General features: G+C 67.7%; 15 protein-coding genes and 2 pseudogenes. 5 read left to right on the top strand and 12 right to left on the bottom strand.

Annotated elements, in window-relative coordinates:
- Window positions 1–219: 219 nt before the first annotated feature.
- The 4 genes and pseudogenes from ACLLJJ_RS40695 to ACLLJJ_RS40680 form a co-directional block, all read right to left on the bottom strand.
- On the bottom strand, window positions 220–693 hold the full coding sequence (locus ACLLJJ_RS40695) for a nitroreductase family deazaflavin-dependent oxidoreductase (RefSeq protein WP_434600667.1): 474 nt from the start codon (window positions 691–693) through the stop codon (window positions 220–222).
- 250 nt (window positions 694–943) lie between these two features.
- Window positions 944–1,402 carry a hypothetical protein gene (locus ACLLJJ_RS40690; RefSeq protein WP_434599848.1) on the bottom strand — a complete coding sequence of 153 codons (459 nt, stop codon included), beginning with the start codon at window positions 1,400–1,402 and terminating at the stop codon, window positions 944–946.
- Window positions 1,403–1,673: 271 nt separating this feature from the next.
- Window positions 1,674–2,102, bottom strand: coding sequence for a helix-turn-helix domain-containing protein (locus ACLLJJ_RS40685; protein ID WP_434599847.1), 429 nt, complete (start codon window positions 2,100–2,102; stop codon window positions 1,674–1,676).
- A 214-nt stretch (window positions 2,103–2,316) separates the two neighbouring features.
- Window positions 2,317–2,802, bottom strand: a pseudogene (locus ACLLJJ_RS40680) (S1 family peptidase); the annotation flags it as partial.
- Window positions 2,803–3,049: 247 nt separating this feature from the next.
- Here ACLLJJ_RS40680 and ACLLJJ_RS40675 point away from each other — a divergent pair.
- Both ACLLJJ_RS40675 and rpmG read left to right on the top strand, forming a co-directional pair.
- Window positions 3,050–3,935, top strand: a pseudogene (locus ACLLJJ_RS40675) (LLM class F420-dependent oxidoreductase).
- 315 nt (window positions 3,936–4,250) lie between these two features.
- Entirely contained in the window at window positions 4,251–4,415 is a 165-nt protein-coding gene (gene rpmG, locus ACLLJJ_RS40670; RefSeq protein ID WP_434599846.1) for a 50S ribosomal protein L33, read from the top strand.
- Between the two features lie 290 nt (window positions 4,416–4,705).
- Here rpmG and ACLLJJ_RS40665 read toward each other — a convergent pair whose 3' ends face one another.
- From ACLLJJ_RS40665 to ACLLJJ_RS40645, 5 genes are all read right to left on the bottom strand, one after another.
- Window positions 4,706–5,095 carry a hypothetical protein gene (locus ACLLJJ_RS40665; protein WP_434599845.1) on the bottom strand — a complete coding sequence of 130 codons (390 nt, stop codon included), beginning with the start codon at window positions 5,093–5,095 and terminating at the stop codon, window positions 4,706–4,708.
- Window positions 5,096–5,393: 298 nt separating this feature from the next.
- Window positions 5,394–5,984 carry an ATP-binding protein gene (locus tag ACLLJJ_RS40660; RefSeq protein ID WP_434599843.1) on the bottom strand — a complete coding sequence of 197 codons (591 nt, stop codon included), beginning with the start codon at window positions 5,982–5,984 and terminating at the stop codon, window positions 5,394–5,396.
- A gap of 158 nt (window positions 5,985–6,142) precedes the next feature.
- Window positions 6,143–6,790 (bottom strand): CPBP family intramembrane glutamic endopeptidase, encoded by a 648-nt coding sequence (locus ACLLJJ_RS40655; RefSeq protein ID WP_434599842.1) that lies wholly within the window; start codon window positions 6,788–6,790, stop codon window positions 6,143–6,145.
- Window positions 6,791–7,617: 827 nt separating this feature from the next.
- Window positions 7,618–7,968, bottom strand: a complete 351-nt coding sequence (locus ACLLJJ_RS40650; RefSeq protein WP_434599841.1) for a PRC-barrel domain-containing protein — start codon at window positions 7,966–7,968, stop codon at window positions 7,618–7,620.
- A gap of 422 nt (window positions 7,969–8,390) precedes the next feature.
- Window positions 8,391–8,795 (bottom strand): hypothetical protein, encoded by a 405-nt coding sequence (locus tag ACLLJJ_RS40645; RefSeq protein ID WP_434599840.1) that lies wholly within the window; start codon window positions 8,793–8,795, stop codon window positions 8,391–8,393.
- Window positions 8,796–9,411: 616 nt separating this feature from the next.
- Here ACLLJJ_RS40645 and ACLLJJ_RS40640 point away from each other — a divergent pair.
- The 3 genes from ACLLJJ_RS40640 (at window position 9,412) to ACLLJJ_RS40630 (ending at window position 11,101) form a co-directional block, all read left to right on the top strand.
- On the top strand, window positions 9,412–9,825 hold the full coding sequence (locus ACLLJJ_RS40640) for a VOC family protein (RefSeq protein WP_434599839.1): 414 nt from the start codon (window positions 9,412–9,414) through the stop codon (window positions 9,823–9,825).
- A gap of 231 nt (window positions 9,826–10,056) precedes the next feature.
- On the top strand, window positions 10,057–10,521 hold the full coding sequence (locus tag ACLLJJ_RS40635; RefSeq protein WP_434599838.1) for a helix-turn-helix transcriptional regulator: 465 nt from the start codon (window positions 10,057–10,059) through the stop codon (window positions 10,519–10,521).
- Window positions 10,522–10,711: 190 nt separating this feature from the next.
- Entirely contained in the window at window positions 10,712–11,101 is a 390-nt protein-coding gene (locus ACLLJJ_RS40630; protein WP_434600666.1) for a hypothetical protein, read from the top strand.
- Between the two features lie 253 nt (window positions 11,102–11,354).
- Here the strand turns inward: ACLLJJ_RS40630 and ACLLJJ_RS40625 are convergent, their stop codons facing one another.
- From ACLLJJ_RS40625 to ACLLJJ_RS40615, 3 genes are all read right to left on the bottom strand, one after another.
- Window positions 11,355–12,071, bottom strand: coding sequence for a DUF2470 domain-containing protein (locus ACLLJJ_RS40625; RefSeq protein WP_434599837.1), 717 nt, complete (start codon window positions 12,069–12,071; stop codon window positions 11,355–11,357).
- Window positions 12,072–12,488: 417 nt separating this feature from the next.
- Window positions 12,489–13,445: an RNA polymerase sigma-70 factor gene (locus ACLLJJ_RS40620; RefSeq protein ID WP_434600665.1), complete on the bottom strand. Its 957-nt coding sequence runs from the start codon at window positions 13,443–13,445 to the stop codon at window positions 12,489–12,491.
- Between the two features lie 143 nt (window positions 13,446–13,588).
- The gene (locus ACLLJJ_RS40615) at window positions 13,589–14,062 is read right to left on the bottom strand and encodes a carboxymuconolactone decarboxylase family protein (RefSeq protein ID WP_434599836.1); all 474 of its coding nucleotides are present in this window, start codon (window positions 14,060–14,062) and stop codon (window positions 13,589–13,591) included.
- Window positions 14,063–14,365: the final 303 nt, after the last annotated feature.

Below are 14,365 nucleotides of genomic sequence, written 5' to 3'. Positions count from 1 at the left end.
GACGTGCGCTTTCGTGACGCGGAGTCGCGCCTTGGCCCGGTTAACCGACTTCTTCGTCTGCGGCTGAGGTCCTGCTGGGCCTTGCGCGGCTCGCGCTCCACTCGGCGCGCCCAGGGCTTCCCGTTGTCCCGACGCCGGGACCGGCGTCGGGAACGAGTCTCGCCATGGGCCGGGAGCCGGAGATCCGTAGGCCGAACCGGATGTGCCGCCGCGTCAGGACTACCCGGCCGCCGGCTCCAGAACGAAGAGCGGGATCTCACGGTCCGTCTTCTTCTGGTACTCGGCATAGTCCGGGAACGCCGCGACGGCCCGAGCCCACCACACGGCCTTCTCGTCCCCGGTCACCTCGCGTGCCAGCATGTCCTGGCGCACCGGGCCGTCCTGAAGCTCCACCCGGGGGTCGGCCACCACGTTGTAGTACCAGACCGGGTGCTTGGGGGCTCCTCCCAAGGAGGCAACCACGGCGTACGAGCCGTCGTGCTCCACCCGCATGAGCGGGGACTTCCGGATCTTGGCACTCTTCGCGCCCAGCGTGGTCAGGATGACGACAGGCAGGTCCCGCCGCCTCACGTCGTCCGAACCGACCAGGCTGCTCAGCGTCGTTCCTTGCGTGCCACCGGAGCTTTCGTACAGCTCCACCTGGTCACGTACCAACTGCGTCGTACTCGGCTCGTACTCGCCTTTGAGCGGCATGTTGCCCATCTCCAAGCTGTCGAAGAGTCTTCATGGCACGCAACGCACGAGGCGGACGCGATCATTCCCGATGCGATTGGCCGGCGTGACCGGCAGGCTCAGTTCGCGAAGAACTCCCGGCCGCCCCTGTGCGGAGTGGCGTTACCGACCGGCGCCCGCTCACCCTCGTGACCATGAGCGGGCGCTGCGGATGCAGAGGCGGGAAAGGCGCTCCGGCCGCAGGGCGTGAGGTGATCGCCCACGCGGCACATCACCATCCGCCATCGAAGAAGGCCAGGAGTGCCGGCACCGGGGCTGCTGCGGTCGTCGCGTTCGCCACAGCGCCAACGATCACGATCAGCGACAACAACACCGAGAGACCACCGAACGCCCCCAAAGTGCGCCTTGCTCGCCTGTCGGACGACCCCGCTCTCGCACGCCCCTTCCACAACAGCACGCTTATGCCGACGAGGACGACCGCCACCATCACAGCAATCACGGCCATCACCGCGTGAAATCGAGAGGAGTCGCTGATCATCGCCTCAAGAGCAGGCGGGGTGTGGCCACCCGTACTTGAGGTGTCAGCGAGTCGCTGCCTGACGTGATCGAGCGTATCGGCAAGCTCTCCGTCCGTCGCGCCGCCGCCCAGCATCGGCCGCAGCGAGGAGAAGGGCGTTACTGCGCCCTGGACGTTGGCCATCACTGTCATCAAGGAGAACAGCGCGAGCATCGTGACGAGACCGCCGGCCGACGCGAGGGCCGCTCTCCTTCTCGCCCCGAGTCCGCCGGCCTTCAGGAATGCCTTCCCCCTGCCGCCCGGCCGGTGCTCTTCAAGTCGTCATGCACAGCATCCTCCCCAAGACCCCCTGCGACATCAACCCGCCCCGGCCAAGCCCACAACACCAAGGCTGCCCGCGCCTGTGGTGTGTTGGTGCGCCCGGCTGCTCCCTCCGGTCCTGCATGGATACGGGAAACACCTGTGCGGCACCGACCGCGCAGGCTCAGTCCCGGACGGCCTTCAACACCATCGTGACAGAGGTTTCGGGAGGGGACCGGTGCTCGTCCAGACAGACGGTCTCATGGATGCCGATCGACTGGACGCCGGTGTTGAAATGCGAGAACGCCTCCCCCAGCGCCTGTTCCATGTCGGAATTCTCGCCATAGAGGCTTTGCGGGGCGGCCGAGTTCACAGGCATGGTGCGGCCGCGGGGCCGGTGCGGGCCGAGCAAGGAACGCAAGGTGCCTGCCGGCAGATCGAGCATGGGTTCCAGCGCGTCGACAGCGCGCAGCGACTGGTGCCGCTCGGGTTGGCTGCGACCGCTCTGCCAGTAGCTGAGGGTGGCGAGGCTGACATTGATCTGCTGGGCGTGCAGGCGGTCGCGTATTCGCTCCAGGGACAGCCCGCGTCGCCGCAGGGCCTCGCGGAGCACGGTGGCGAAGGTCGCGTCACGATCTCTGTGGTGGGGGGGCGTTCGACATGGTGCCTTTCGGCGGGCACGAGGCTTTTGTCGACGACCGGGCCGGTGGATCCCGCTCGCAGGGACACGCGCGGGAGGCGGGTTGCCGTGCCCCGGGCCTTACGCCGGAGAGGGGGCCGCCCGCCGTTTCCGGCGAACGGCCCCTTGTCGTAGCGGGAGAGGTGACTCAGTTGGTGTTGAGTGTCAGCCGGTAGTGCGCGAGCGCGTCGTCGAGCGGCTGGAAGTACGAGGAGCCGCGCGAGTTGACGCCTCCGGTGCACTGCTGGCCGATGGGGCCGCCCGAGGTCATGCCCTGGGCCTGATTGCCGGAGATGTAGGCGCCGCCACTGTCACCGCCCTCGGTGCAGACGCTGGAGCTGCCGAGGCCGATGACGACCGTGTCCGGGCCACCTTCCTCATCCGTGTAGGTGACGCTGACGTTGTACGAGCTGACCTTGCCGCAGGTCCATTTGGTGGTCTGGCCGGACTTGCAGAGTGCGGCGCCCGAAGCGGCACGCCGGCTGCCCCTGACGGCGACCGGGTTGCTGACGTTGTAGGTGCCGACGCTGGTGGCGATCGAGTCGTCGGAGTCGACGGCCGCGATGCCCATGTCGACACTGCGGGTGCCGAGTGCGAATCGGGTGTTGGTGGCCTTCGCGAAGTGCGCGTCGTTGGGATTTGTTCCTCTCGGCCTCCTCGTGGTGCGCCTCTCGGCGGGAGTGGGCCTGAGCCGCAGTCTCAGCACGGCTTCCGGGGCCTGCGAGGCGAAGGCCCCCTGCCCGGAAGGAAGAAGAGGCCTGCTGACGGGCCCCATCCTCCGCGCCGCCCGTTCCCGCACCGCAGCAATCGCCCGGCACCCGTACCGGTGAATCCCCGCTCGGCCGGGAATAGGGCGGGCAGGGGTCCCCGTTGATCACGCCATGACTTCTGAGGCACGCGAGGGATTCGGTCGGGTCGGCATCTGGAGCAGCGCCCTGCACGGGTCGCGGACGGATGACGCGGGCAAGGAGGCGATCGCGGAAGCGGTCGCCGAACTTGAGGAACTGGGCATACGGCACACTCTGGATCGGCGGCAGCCCTTCGCCCGACGACGTCGGGGCTGTCATTGGCGCCACCCGCACGGTCACCGTGGCCACTGGCATCCTGAGCATCTGGGACCACACCGCCGAGACGGTCGCGGCGCGGATCGCGGCGATCGATGCGAACGCGCGGGGGCGGTTCGTCCTCGGCCTGGGGGTCAGCCATGGCCCGATGGTGCCGCAGTACGCCAAGCCGTACAGCGCGATGGTGGCCTACCTCGACGCACTCGACGCCGCTGCCCCGGACTCCGGACGCCGCGTCCTGGCGGCGCTCGGCCCGAAGATGCTGAAGCTCGCGGCCGACCGGACGCTGGGCGCACACCCCTATCTCGTCACCACGGAGCACACGGCGGAGGCGCGTGAGGCTCTCGGCCCCGACGCGCTGCTCGCCCCGGAGCTGACCGTAGTGCTCGACACCGACCTCGACCGGGCCCGTACCACCGCGCGGAACATGCTGGGTAGGTACCTCCGACTGCCCAACTACACCGACAACCTGCTGCGCCTGGGGTTCGAGAAGAGCGACTTCGTAGACGGCGGCAGTATCCGTCTCCTCGACGCACTCTTCGCCCTGGGTGACGCCGAGCATGTGAAGGCTCGGACGCTGGAGTACTTCGACGCGGGCGCCGACCATGTCGCCCTCCAGGTACTCACTGCCGACGAGGGTGGCGGCGGCCTGCCGCGGGCTGAATGGCGTGAGCTGGCCGGGGTGTTCGCCGACGAGCTGTAGCGGGTGGCTCGCACGGGCACCGGATCGGGTCGCTGCCGCTGGCCCTGCGGACGATTGGGTGCCCCTGCGATCTGGAGCACCTGTGGGAGGCGGCCCGGCACTCGCCCTCACCCCGTGCAGTTCCGCGGTCTCCCCGAAGGGCGACAAGGCGGGAGAGGGCTACGGACGGCCACGGGCCTCGGCGACCCGCGAGACGGGCCGGAGGCACCGCCCTGCCAGAGCACGGCGGGAATGTGGTGACCAGGGCTGCCGCTGCAGCAAGCAGCTGACATGCGCGGGTCAAAAGCTCGTGATGTGAGCAGAAGGAGGACACTCATGGCACGCAACAACACGCGCCCCGTCGTCACGCTGAAGTCGACAGCCGGGACCGCCCACACCTACGTGACGCGCAAGAACCGTAAGAACGATCCCGACCGGCTCGTCCTGCGCAAGTACGACCCGGTGGCCGGTCAGCACGTCGCCTTTCGCGAGGAACGCTGAGCCAAGCCCAACCTCACCGGGCATACGGCCTCAGGGAAGGCCGCACGTAAGTACCTGCACTCGCTGAAGTCCAAGCCCGAGCTCAAGCGATCCGGCGACGTGGCGTGGTCTTCGTCGTCACCAAGAAGAACCGGCGCTGCAAGGTCCGCCACGCCTGACCGCGCGCCGCCTGCTGCAGGCGGGCCCTGGGGCCCGCGACTCCCGCGAACCGCGGCCCGTGACGGCACACTGCCCTGTCGGGTAAGCGCACCAGGCCGTCATGTTCCGCTCCGCTTTTTACGCCGTACCGTTCATCCGTCTCGTTTCACAGAAGCGATCACAGCGGAAACGGCTGCGGTCATGACGAGGCTTCCCACCATGACCATCCCCACGCCGACCATGAAAAGGCCACTGGAGTCGTCCGACCAGTCGTAGTAGGCGGCCACGGTCAGCCCGACCGTGACGCCGAGCACAGCGCCCGCGAAGTAGCGTCGGGATGCCGCCCAGTACACGGCCGCCAGCAGAGTCAGCACCAGCCCGATCACCTGCCACGCCTCGTAAGGGCCGGTCGTCGAGCCATCAGGTTGCACGTCACGATGCTGGTCCCAGCCCAGCCAGGCAGCCCACATCGTTGAGGTCAGCACAGCCAGCACGAGGATCGCCAACAGCTCGGGAACGAGATTCGGTCGTCGTTGTTGCATGGCCCAAAGTATTTCGGTTCGCCCCATGGCCGATCAGAGCGAAAGTACTCAGATCTGTCCGAGTACCTCAACCGACCTTGGAGCACACCGGCGACTTCTTCGGGTAAGAGACGACGGATGGTGCCACGGTCGCCGGTAGGCAGGCGGCTCCCGAACCCCTTGACGTCGCCCGGGCCTGGCCCCGGTCAGCGACGACCAGTTCGCGCCGACGACCCGGTTGGCTCGGCGCAATTGCACGCGATCGTCCTCCCAGCTGCCACCGGGCAGATCTCGTACGAGCTGCGGGGCCCGCCCGGGCTCAGGCCATCATCCCGTCAGCGGGCCGCACGGGGATCCGGGCCTTGATCTTCTTCCCGATGGGCTCGCAGAGCACTTCGAAGCTTTCGCACAGCGCCCTGACAATCTCCAGCCCATGCCCGCCGACCCGGCCCGGCTTCGCTTCCCGGGGCACCGGCAGAGCCGGATCGGTGTCCCACACTGTGATCTCCAGAGCCGGCCCGTCGAGCTCCACGTTGACCACGCACGGCCCTGGCGCGTATTTGCACGCATTGGTCACGAGTTCGCTGACGACCAACTGGGCAGCACCGGCCACCCGCGACGAGATCTCTCCCCTGTGCTCCTCCGTCAGTTGAGCCAGGAAGCCGACGACGAACCGCCGGGCATCCCCAATCGCTCCCGGAGTCCCGTCGTACGCCGCTCCCGCCCATGCACGTCGGCCGGCCCGCACCGCGCCCCCAGCGCCGTGTACCGCCTCACCCGTGCCGTCCCGGGCGACCGGCCCATCCGGTGCAGCATCGGCGAGCGACCCGCCGCCAGTCGTCCCTTCCACCACCGAGCCGCCGCCAATCCGCTGAGCCTGTACGTCGCCAAGATCCGTATCCCCGTTCATGGCTGAGCACCTGCCCCCGTCCCGCCGCGCTATGCAGAATCATGGAAATCCGCACGAGTGCCCACAACATCCACTTCTAGTCACTCGAAAACGGAAGGCGGACACGATTCCCCTCCGCAGCGCCTCTCCCACCCCTCCCCGCCCTGGTGGACGGTCGATTACGGAGCGGGTGGGGTACCCGTGACCGTTGTCTGTCGGGCGGGCTCGATCGTGCGGCGCTTGGCAAGCAACACGAAGATCAGAACGACCTGGAGGACGATGATCAGGACCATTCCGATGGATGCCTGGGGCTCGTCGCGCACGAGGTTGGAGATCAGGCTGGTGTCCCACAGACCGTGGACGAGCATCGGCGACAGGATGATGCCGCCGACGCGCAGGCACAGGTAGAAGAAGTAGCCGGAGGTGGAGACGATGAGGGCCTGCCCGATGGCTTGCGCTCCCTCACCGAGGGCATTGCTGACGTGCACGAGACCGAAAACGAGCGAGGAGTAGAGGGCGACCTTTCCCTCGGTGAGGCCGGCCCGGCGGAAGACATGGACGCCGATGCCGCGGAACATGAGTTCCTCACCGACGCCGACGAACAGCCCGAGCAGCAGCAGGCAAGCGACCGGGGAGACGCTCTGGTCCACGAGATGACCGTAATTCAGGCCGATCAGAGCGACGCCGAGCATCGAGATCGGTACCCAACGGACCCAGCGCCGCACGGGTGCGCGGTAGTGCAGGACCTCGCCCCACCAGCCTAGCCAAGTGACGGCCGCGGCGGCGAACACGATCGACGCCCCGATCGGGATCAGCGCGTTGCGCACCAGGGACTCGGTGGTGGGGAACTGACTGTCGGAGTAGCTGTGTCCACACCGATCAGCCGTCCCAGGCCCTGAATGATGCCCGCGTACACCACCACCAGCACCAGGAACCACGTTTACGACAGCCTGCGGCCCGTCTGGCTGCCCTCTACCTCGTCCGCTGTGTGCCGCACGGTGTCCCCCTCGTCAGGCGGCGAGGCGTCCCAGCCCCATCGGACGCAGTCGCGCGCCGCTGCGGCCCTTCCGGGCCAGGTTCTCCTATGGAACCGTGTCATGACGGCTCCCGAGCGACCACCAGGAATCCGCTCTTCGGCCGGGCAGGCACCGTCGCTGGGAGAACTCTTCGGCGTATCGCTGTGCGAGGCCGTGTGCGTTCTTCAAGGACGCTTATGGAAAGGCAGCAGGTGCTTGAGCCCGGCCGACGACCGTGAGTACGCAATGCGTCAGGCGAAGGCAGGTCAGGTCACTGGTGGAGCTGATCCGGAAAGCCCGTGCCCCCGATCAGCGCATCACCAAAAGATGCTGCGCCCCCTTCTGGCGTGATGTCGCGAAATCAGCGGGACTGATGCAGCGTCCGAGCCCCCGCGTGACCATATGTACGTCGAACAGGCAGCAGCCGACATGTGGCCACGTCGGCAGAACAACCTGCCGGATGCGAAAATCTCTTGAGCACGACCGGAACGGCCTTCTCCTGGCCACGCACCTGACGGACCACATGCACGCGGGGAGCGACGAGTGCAGGCGCTGCGCACAGCGCCGCAGTTATTGCGCACAACGCTGGGGCGGGGCAGCCAGTGAAACTGGCTGCCCCGCCCCAGCACATGTGATCCTCAGACGGCGCGGTGACGGCCGTAGTGACCGCCCACTTCCTCGTGGTAACCGGCGTCGCCGAGATGCTTGTCCTTGTCGAACTCAGGAGCTGCCTTGATCTGCTCCTTCGTCCGATCGACGTAGATCTTCTCCTCCGCCGCGTCAACCCGCGTCACCGTGCCCGCCGGCAGCAGCACGTGCTTGCCGAAAATCCAGACCCCGGTATCCACAACAAGATAGGAAGAACCGACCTCGTCGGAGTGCTTGTCCACCTTCCCGATGCTTCCGTCGGTCGCCTCGACCTTCCACCCGGTCAGAGTGTTGCCCGCGGTGTAACCGGTCGTCGGCTGGTAGCCCCAAATGTCGCTCATACCAATGCTCCTTCATCGACTGGACGCAGTACAGGAAAAGTGACACCGAAACTGCTTGACCGCTCCGGCGACCCAGTCCTTCGCCTGTCCCGGGATCTCCGGCTCACACAGAAACACGCAAATAAATTTCGGCCCCGCCCGCGAACACACGGCACAAGGAAGTGGCACGTTTGCCGGGCGCCAGAGCGGTGACACGCACCAATCTCTGCTTTCCGCCGGACCGTCGCCCACCGGGCCCCGCTCATGCTGTGCCGGCTGCCCGGCGGCTGCGCATGCCAGTGCTTGATACTGGACCCGGGATCGGTCAGAGAAGAAACGAAATCGTACGTGCTTCAACGGCCGGGAATACGCGCAAACTCAACGCCCCCGCGCTGCGACGCGACACCGAGACCAATACCCCGGAGTCTTCCGAGCCTTCCGGCTTATGGCCGTGCGCGTGCGCTGCGTGCGATGCGGAAGTCCAGGTACGCCAGTGCCAGCACGAGGGCCGGAACTATGGTGCACAGCAGTACCACTCGAAGGCCGGCCTCCGTCAAGGCGACCACCAGAGAGACGACCACAGCGGCGGTGACGAACCCGAGGAACTGCCGGTAGGAAGTGAACCCCCCCGTAGCCGGCGCCGCGTTCCCCTCGCCAGGCTCTTCTTCGGCGAACGCGGCGCGCACCGGATGCCTGTCACCGTCGCGGCGTGCCTGACGCCAGGCCAGGAACCAGCGGGAGAGCGCGTACAGGGCAACCACGCCAAGGAGGATCCACCACTCGGCGGCGCTGTCGGGCAGGGAACGGGCCAGAGTCATGAACAGCGCGTACCCCTTGATCGGCGGCACAGCCGATTCCGCGATTCACTGCCGGGTCCTCGGACGATTCAACAGAACGCCTGCAGGCCCGTCCGGCATTCCGCTCCCAGGTGGCCGCGCCTCGCTCGAATTACGCGTCCGGACCTCCGGGCCACCCTCAGCCCACCCTGCCGATCATTTCGTGCGACCCGCCTTCCGCCAGACCACAGCCATCCCGAGCGCCAGGACGGCCAGAGCCACGACCACGATGACGGCCTTGGTGCCGTTTTCTGCACCCGGAGATCCTCAGCCCTCAGATGTGCGTTGCCGCACTGGACGCACATCTGGACGATCTTGCGGCGCTCAACGAGGCCCCAGAGTCCGCGCGTTGATCGCAGAACAGCCCTGTCTTGGGCGCCAAGCCGAGCTCAGCACTCCGAGAGCCCCAGCAGAAGGACCACCCAGGATCACCACCCGGCCCAGGCGCGCCGCGGCCATCGCCGCTCCTACCCGGGCGAGCACGCGTGGGCAACCGGTTCGCGATCACGAGCACCGCATTCTGACCGGCAGGTGCTCCGTGGTGCGCCCCCTACCTGGTGGATCAGGTGACCGGATCGGTCAGGATTCGAGAAGCGCGGGTCACGGAGCCACGCCTAGCATCATCGTCATGGACATCAGCATTCACGCGAGCTTCCTCCCCCATGACGACCCGGACGCATCCCTGGCCTTCTACCGCGACGCCCTCGGCTTCGAGGTCCGCAGCGACGTCGGACAGGGCAAGATGCGCTGGATCACGGTCGGCCCAGTCGGCCAGCCCGGGACCTCCATCCTCCTGGCGCCCCCGGCCGTCGACCCCGGTGTCTCCGAGGACGAGCGCCGCACCATCGCCGAGATGATGGCGAAGGGCACCTACGGCTGGATTCTGCTGGCCACCCGGGACCTCGATGGCACTTTCGAAAAGGTGCTGCAGGCCGGCGACGCCGAGGTCGTCCAGGAGCCGACCGAGCAGCCGTACGGCATCCGCGACTGCGCCTTCCGCGACCCTGCGGGCAATCTGGTCCGCATCCAGGAGCTTCGCTGAGCCGTCCGGTCCGCGATCCGGTCATGAGGGTCGGCGACGCGAGCAGCCCCGAAGGACACGACTGCAGCGCGTCCAGTCCGCCGCCTTCGACCACCCGCAGCGGCGGCACACCACAAGCGTCTCGCGCTGGCGACCGACTCCAGCAAGCCGGTCATCGCCATCGAGCACCTGGGGCGCCCGTCTCGGCATGCGCCCCAGGTGCTTACCCACCTCGTGAAAGGGAGTTCTCTCATGTGTCACCCCTCGTGGGGACGCGCACGCACCACGGCGCAGCGCCTGGACGACCTCGCGCGGCTGCGCCGCGTCCGGGACCGGATCGACCGCGAATACGCCCAGCCGCTGAACGTCGAGGCGCTCGCCCGCGGCGCGCACATGTCCGCCGGACACCTCAGCCGTCAGTTCCGAATGGCCTACGGCGAGTCGCCCTACTCGTATCTGATGACGCGTCGCATCGAGCGCGCGAAAGCGCTGCTACGGCGCGGCGACCTCTCCGTCACCGAGATCTGCTTCGCGGTCGGCTGCTCATCACTGGGCACCTTCAGCACTCGCTTCACCGAACTGGTCGGCACATCGCCCAGCACCTACCGGCGCCGCACAGCAGGCACTGCGGCAGGGATGCCACCGTGTGTGGCGAAACAGGTGACGAGGCCAGTCAGGAATCAGCATGCACCCCTCGCCGAGCCGCAACCAGCGTGACGGAGGCTTGGGTCGCGAATCAGCAGGGCCGTTGATGCATCAGAGCACCCACCTGACGCGGGTGCTCACCGCGAGCCGCCGCGGTATGAGTACCTGGGGACGAACGAGCTGAGTACGTCGCCCGATGTCCGACCGCGCTGCCGCTGCTCGAATGAGAACCATGATTCCTGACGCACCGCGGCACGTGAGTATGCAGCACCTCACCAGCACCGGCACCGCACTCGCCGTGGCGTTGCTGCCGCTTGCGTTCGGTGTACTCCTGGCCAAGACGATGGCCGGGGATCCTTTGGCTCCGGTGAACGCGCTCATCACCAGTGGAGGTCAGCGCGCGCCCATCTCCCCTCTGCAGTGGCGCAGATGCGGCAGGACCGTTCTGTCCGGATGGAAGGCCGAGAGGCAGCTCGCCGACGCCAACGCTCCGGGGCGGCCCTGGCGTCGTATGCCCCCGGCGCTGGAAGCGAGGGCACGCGCGTACGCGGACCGTCGCTGGGCGGCCGATGCCAGAGGACGGCTCCGCATCGGACGCCTGCCGGTCGAGCTGCCGCGGGCCGAAGCGACGGAAATCTCAAGGGAGTTGTGAAGCCACGAGGGTCGATGGCGGCGCAGGCGGTCATGCCGGCCAAAGCTCGCGGGGCCCCCTGAACACCCTCGCCCCCCATGGCCATGGGGGTGGCACGAGGGCGGTCGGCTCGCGGTCGTGAACACACACGGCCACAGGGAGTGACCGAAGTCCTTCGCGAGTTGCTGCCGGATCTCAGCGGCGCTCCTGCCACGTACAACCGGGGCACCCCGCCGGTCGGCCCGAGATCCTGTTGGTCTGCGAGCGGACTGTTTCACCTCTCGTGAATGGTGAGCAGGCGGTTGCGGTGGGAGGTGCGACGGGCCGTGGCCAGGAGGCTGCGGATCTGGGGTCCTGCTTGTTCCATGCTGCTGACGGGAGTTGCGAACGGCAGTCGGACATCGTGATGTGTGGCCGGGTATTCCAGGCGCAGGGTTACTCCGTAGCGGTCCATCGCCAGCGGGACGGCGCGCAGCATGTCTCTCGTCGGCCGCGGTTGCACAAGGCGCACCAAGAGGGCGACGAGCCCCCCGTGGCTGTCAACGAGATGGGTCAGCAGCTCCGCCTCGTTCACCGCGATCGGGGCCGGGCCGGCCGCCCAGAGCTCGTCCAGCGAGACGAAGTGCCGGCCTCGGCTGTCTTCGAGGACTGCCTGCCCGAACTCCATGCAGGTGCTTTTGGTTGAGTCGTTGCTGTACGGGGCGGCGAGCAGCCCCGTGAGGGTGACCCGGGCACGCAGCCGGTCGCGTACGACGGTGGGTGCGATGTCCGTGAGTTCCAGCCGAACCGGGAGGCGCGTGTGCGACGTGGCCGGAGCGTCCTCGGACGGGGGATGCAGGTGGATATGCCCCATCGCTCCGCTGCCGCCGAGTCGGTTGACCTCGGCGTTATGTCCGTCGCTCACCACTGTCATCGACTGCGCTGCCTGCAGGATCGACTGCACGCGTTCGGCGGGGGTCGGCTGCGGAGCACGGGTCCGGTGTGGGCGCATCCAAGTTCTCCAGGGCGATCAAAGAGACCCAAGTCAGCAACTTAGGTATGCCTAACCTGACTCATGAGGGATGTTCGGGGAACCTCCGCGCCCCGACCCGACTCCCCCGTTCCGCCGAACCCCTGCCGCCCCTCGGAGGTATCGCGTCGCACCGCAGCGCCCACCGCCCCCGGCCAAGTCGCGCACCTCTCGATCGCCTGGTGCTGCTGTCCAGGGCTGCGACCATCGCCTCGGCCGGCAGCGACAGTTGGCCGAACCGTGGCCGCGCGCTGATCGCATGTCCCACGCCAGCTCTTTCCTTGGCCGCCCAGGAACAAGCTCGAACGTTCCGCTCGGCTCAGCGGGTGCTCCCGGGTCGCGCCCCTCGCGCATTGATCATCGCCGGCGCACCCTCGACAGACCGGTGGCGACGTCCGCTCACGGTTGCATCGGCGAGCCGAACGGGTGGCGCGTCCGCAGGTGTTGGCGGACCTGCTTCACCTCGCGGTCGATGGCCCAGGCGTCGGCGACCGGCCCGAGGTGGCCGAGCTTGTCGGGATTGATCACCGTGCGGACAGTCTGAATCTGCCCGTCGAGCACATCAAGGACAAGGATGTGGAGCACCTTGCCGTCCCGGTCGCGGACGATCGCGCCGGGCTGGCCGTTGATCTCGTGCGGCTCGAACGACACGTCGATCCGGATCAGCCAGGTGAACGCCGCGCCCAGCAGCCGTGCCACGTTCTTCGCGCCCGTGACGGCCTTGGCCAGCTGCGGCGCCTTGCCGCCGCCGTCCCCGACCAGCTGCACATCGGCGGCCAGCAGATCCTGCAGCCCGCCCACATCGCCGTCCTTCAGCGCGTCGAAGAACCGCCCCGCCAGCTCCTGCCGCTCCTGACGGTCTGCTGCGAACCGCGGCCGGCCGGCCTCCATATGTCGCCGCGCCCGAACCAACAGCTGCCGGCATGCGGCCTCCGAACGCCCCACCGCCGCGGCGACTTCGTCGAACCCGAAAGCGAACACCTCCCGCAGCAGGAACACCGCCCGCTCCAGCGGGCTGAGCCGCTCCAACAGCAGCAGCGCCGCCATCGACACCGAGTCGGCCAACTCCACCGACCGCGCCGGGTCCTGATACGGATCACTCAGCAGCGGCTCGGGAAGCCACGGCCCGACGTACTCCTCCCGGCGCACCCGCGCAGAACGCAGTACATCGATCGAGATCCGTGTCACCGCGGCCGACAGAAAGGCCTTGGTCGACGTGGGCCGGGTCGCCGAGGCGTCGAAACGCAGCCACGTCTCCTGCACCGCGTCCTCGGCCTCACCCACACTGCCGAGAATCCGGTACGCGATCGAAAACAGCAGGGGCCGCAGTTCCTCGAAGTCCTCGACCTTACTCATGCCAACTCTCCTCTCCCTGGCGCCTTCCCACGAGGCGGCGCTCACCGGCGCAGGCATCCTATGGTGATCATCCGAAGCATCGGCAGTGCGGCGGAACGTACCCGAGCCGGCGACGCGGGGCCCGTGCCCGTTTCAGATGCCGTTCAGTGAAATTGCCCGACCTCGTAGCTACCGGCCGGCTGCTGGGTGATGACGTTCAGCCGGTTCGCCGTGTTCATGAAGGAGATCAGGACCACCAGGGCGGTGAGCTGTTCCTCGTCGTAGTGCTTGGCGGCAGACGTCCACACCTCGTCGGTGACCCCGCCGGCGGCGTCCGCGATCCGGGTCCCCTGCTCGGCCAGCTCCAGCGCGGCGCGCTCGGCCTCGGTGAATACGGTGGCCTCCCGCCACGCCGCCACCAGGTTCAGCCGCACCGGGGTCTCACCGGCGGCGGCAGCCTCCTTGGTGTGCATGTCGACGCAGACCGCGCAGCTGTTGATCTGGCTCACGCGCAGCGCCACCAGCTCCTGCGTCGCGGCGGGCAGCGGCGATTCCTTGAGTACCTTGCCCGCGGACATGAAGTGCTTGAGGATCTTGCCGGCGGTCGGGCTGGCGAAGTAGTTCAGTCGCGCGTCCATGATGTGCTCCTCCGTGGTCGTCAGTGCCTACATACCCTGAGACGAGGTAGCCCGGCCCCCTGTGACATGGAGAGAGGTGGACTGCCTCTCCCGAGTGGCCGCGCGGGTCGGGCGACGCATATTTGGCCCCCAAGCGCTCGACGGCGAACGCGCATGCCACGGCCCATCTCCGGCCGCTCAACCACCAGGAACCTCTCTGTGTGACGGGGGTCACTCCTGGAGGAAAGCCTGTCGGCCTCCCCGGACGTCTTGCAGGTGTGAGATCAGTGAGAAAGACACCGGGCGAGCTGGACGAGGAGCGTC

This window comes from Streptomyces sp. A5-4 (assembly GCF_051131715.1).
In the GTDB taxonomy this organism is placed as follows: Bacteria; Actinomycetota; Actinomycetes; order Streptomycetales; family Streptomycetaceae; genus Streptomyces.
The sequence above is the reverse complement of the archived record's forward strand: the minus strand, read 5'-3'. Positions and strand labels throughout refer to the sequence as shown.

What these genes read in the sequence shown, in the direction of transcription:
- ACLLJJ_RS40695 (WP_434600667.1), bottom strand. Translation starts at nt 693, where the DNA reads ATGCCGCTCAAAGGCGAGTACGAGCCGAGTACGACGCAGTTGGTACGT.
- ACLLJJ_RS40690 (WP_434599848.1), bottom strand. Translation starts at nt 1,402, where the DNA reads ATGCTCGCGCTGTTCTCCTTGATGACAGTGATGGCCAACGTCCAGGGC.
- rpmG (WP_434599846.1), top strand. Translation starts at nt 4,251, where the DNA reads ATGGCACGCAACAACACGCGCCCCGTCGTCACGCTGAAGTCGACAGCC.
- ACLLJJ_RS40665 (WP_434599845.1), bottom strand. Translation starts at nt 5,095, where the DNA reads ATGCAACAACGACGACCGAATCTCGTTCCCGAGCTGTTGGCGATCCTC.
- ACLLJJ_RS40660 (WP_434599843.1), bottom strand. Translation starts at nt 5,984, where the DNA reads ATGAACGGGGATACGGATCTTGGCGACGTACAGGCTCAGCGGATTGGC.
- ACLLJJ_RS40650 (WP_434599841.1), bottom strand. Translation starts at nt 7,968, where the DNA reads ATGAGCGACATTTGGGGCTACCAGCCGACGACCGGTTACACCGCGGGC.
- ACLLJJ_RS40640 (WP_434599839.1), top strand. Translation starts at nt 9,412, where the DNA reads ATGGACATCAGCATTCACGCGAGCTTCCTCCCCCATGACGACCCGGAC.
- ACLLJJ_RS40635 (WP_434599838.1), top strand. Translation starts at nt 10,057, where the DNA reads ATGTGTCACCCCTCGTGGGGACGCGCACGCACCACGGCGCAGCGCCTG.
- ACLLJJ_RS40630 (WP_434600666.1), top strand. Translation starts at nt 10,712, where the DNA reads ATGCAGCACCTCACCAGCACCGGCACCGCACTCGCCGTGGCGTTGCTG.
- ACLLJJ_RS40625 (WP_434599837.1), bottom strand. Translation starts at nt 12,071, where the DNA reads ATGCGCCCACACCGGACCCGTGCTCCGCAGCCGACCCCCGCCGAACGC.
- ACLLJJ_RS40620 (WP_434600665.1), bottom strand. Translation starts at nt 13,445, where the DNA reads ATGAGTAAGGTCGAGGACTTCGAGGAACTGCGGCCCCTGCTGTTTTCG.
- ACLLJJ_RS40615 (WP_434599836.1), bottom strand. Translation starts at nt 14,062, where the DNA reads ATGGACGCGCGACTGAACTACTTCGCCAGCCCGACCGCCGGCAAGATC.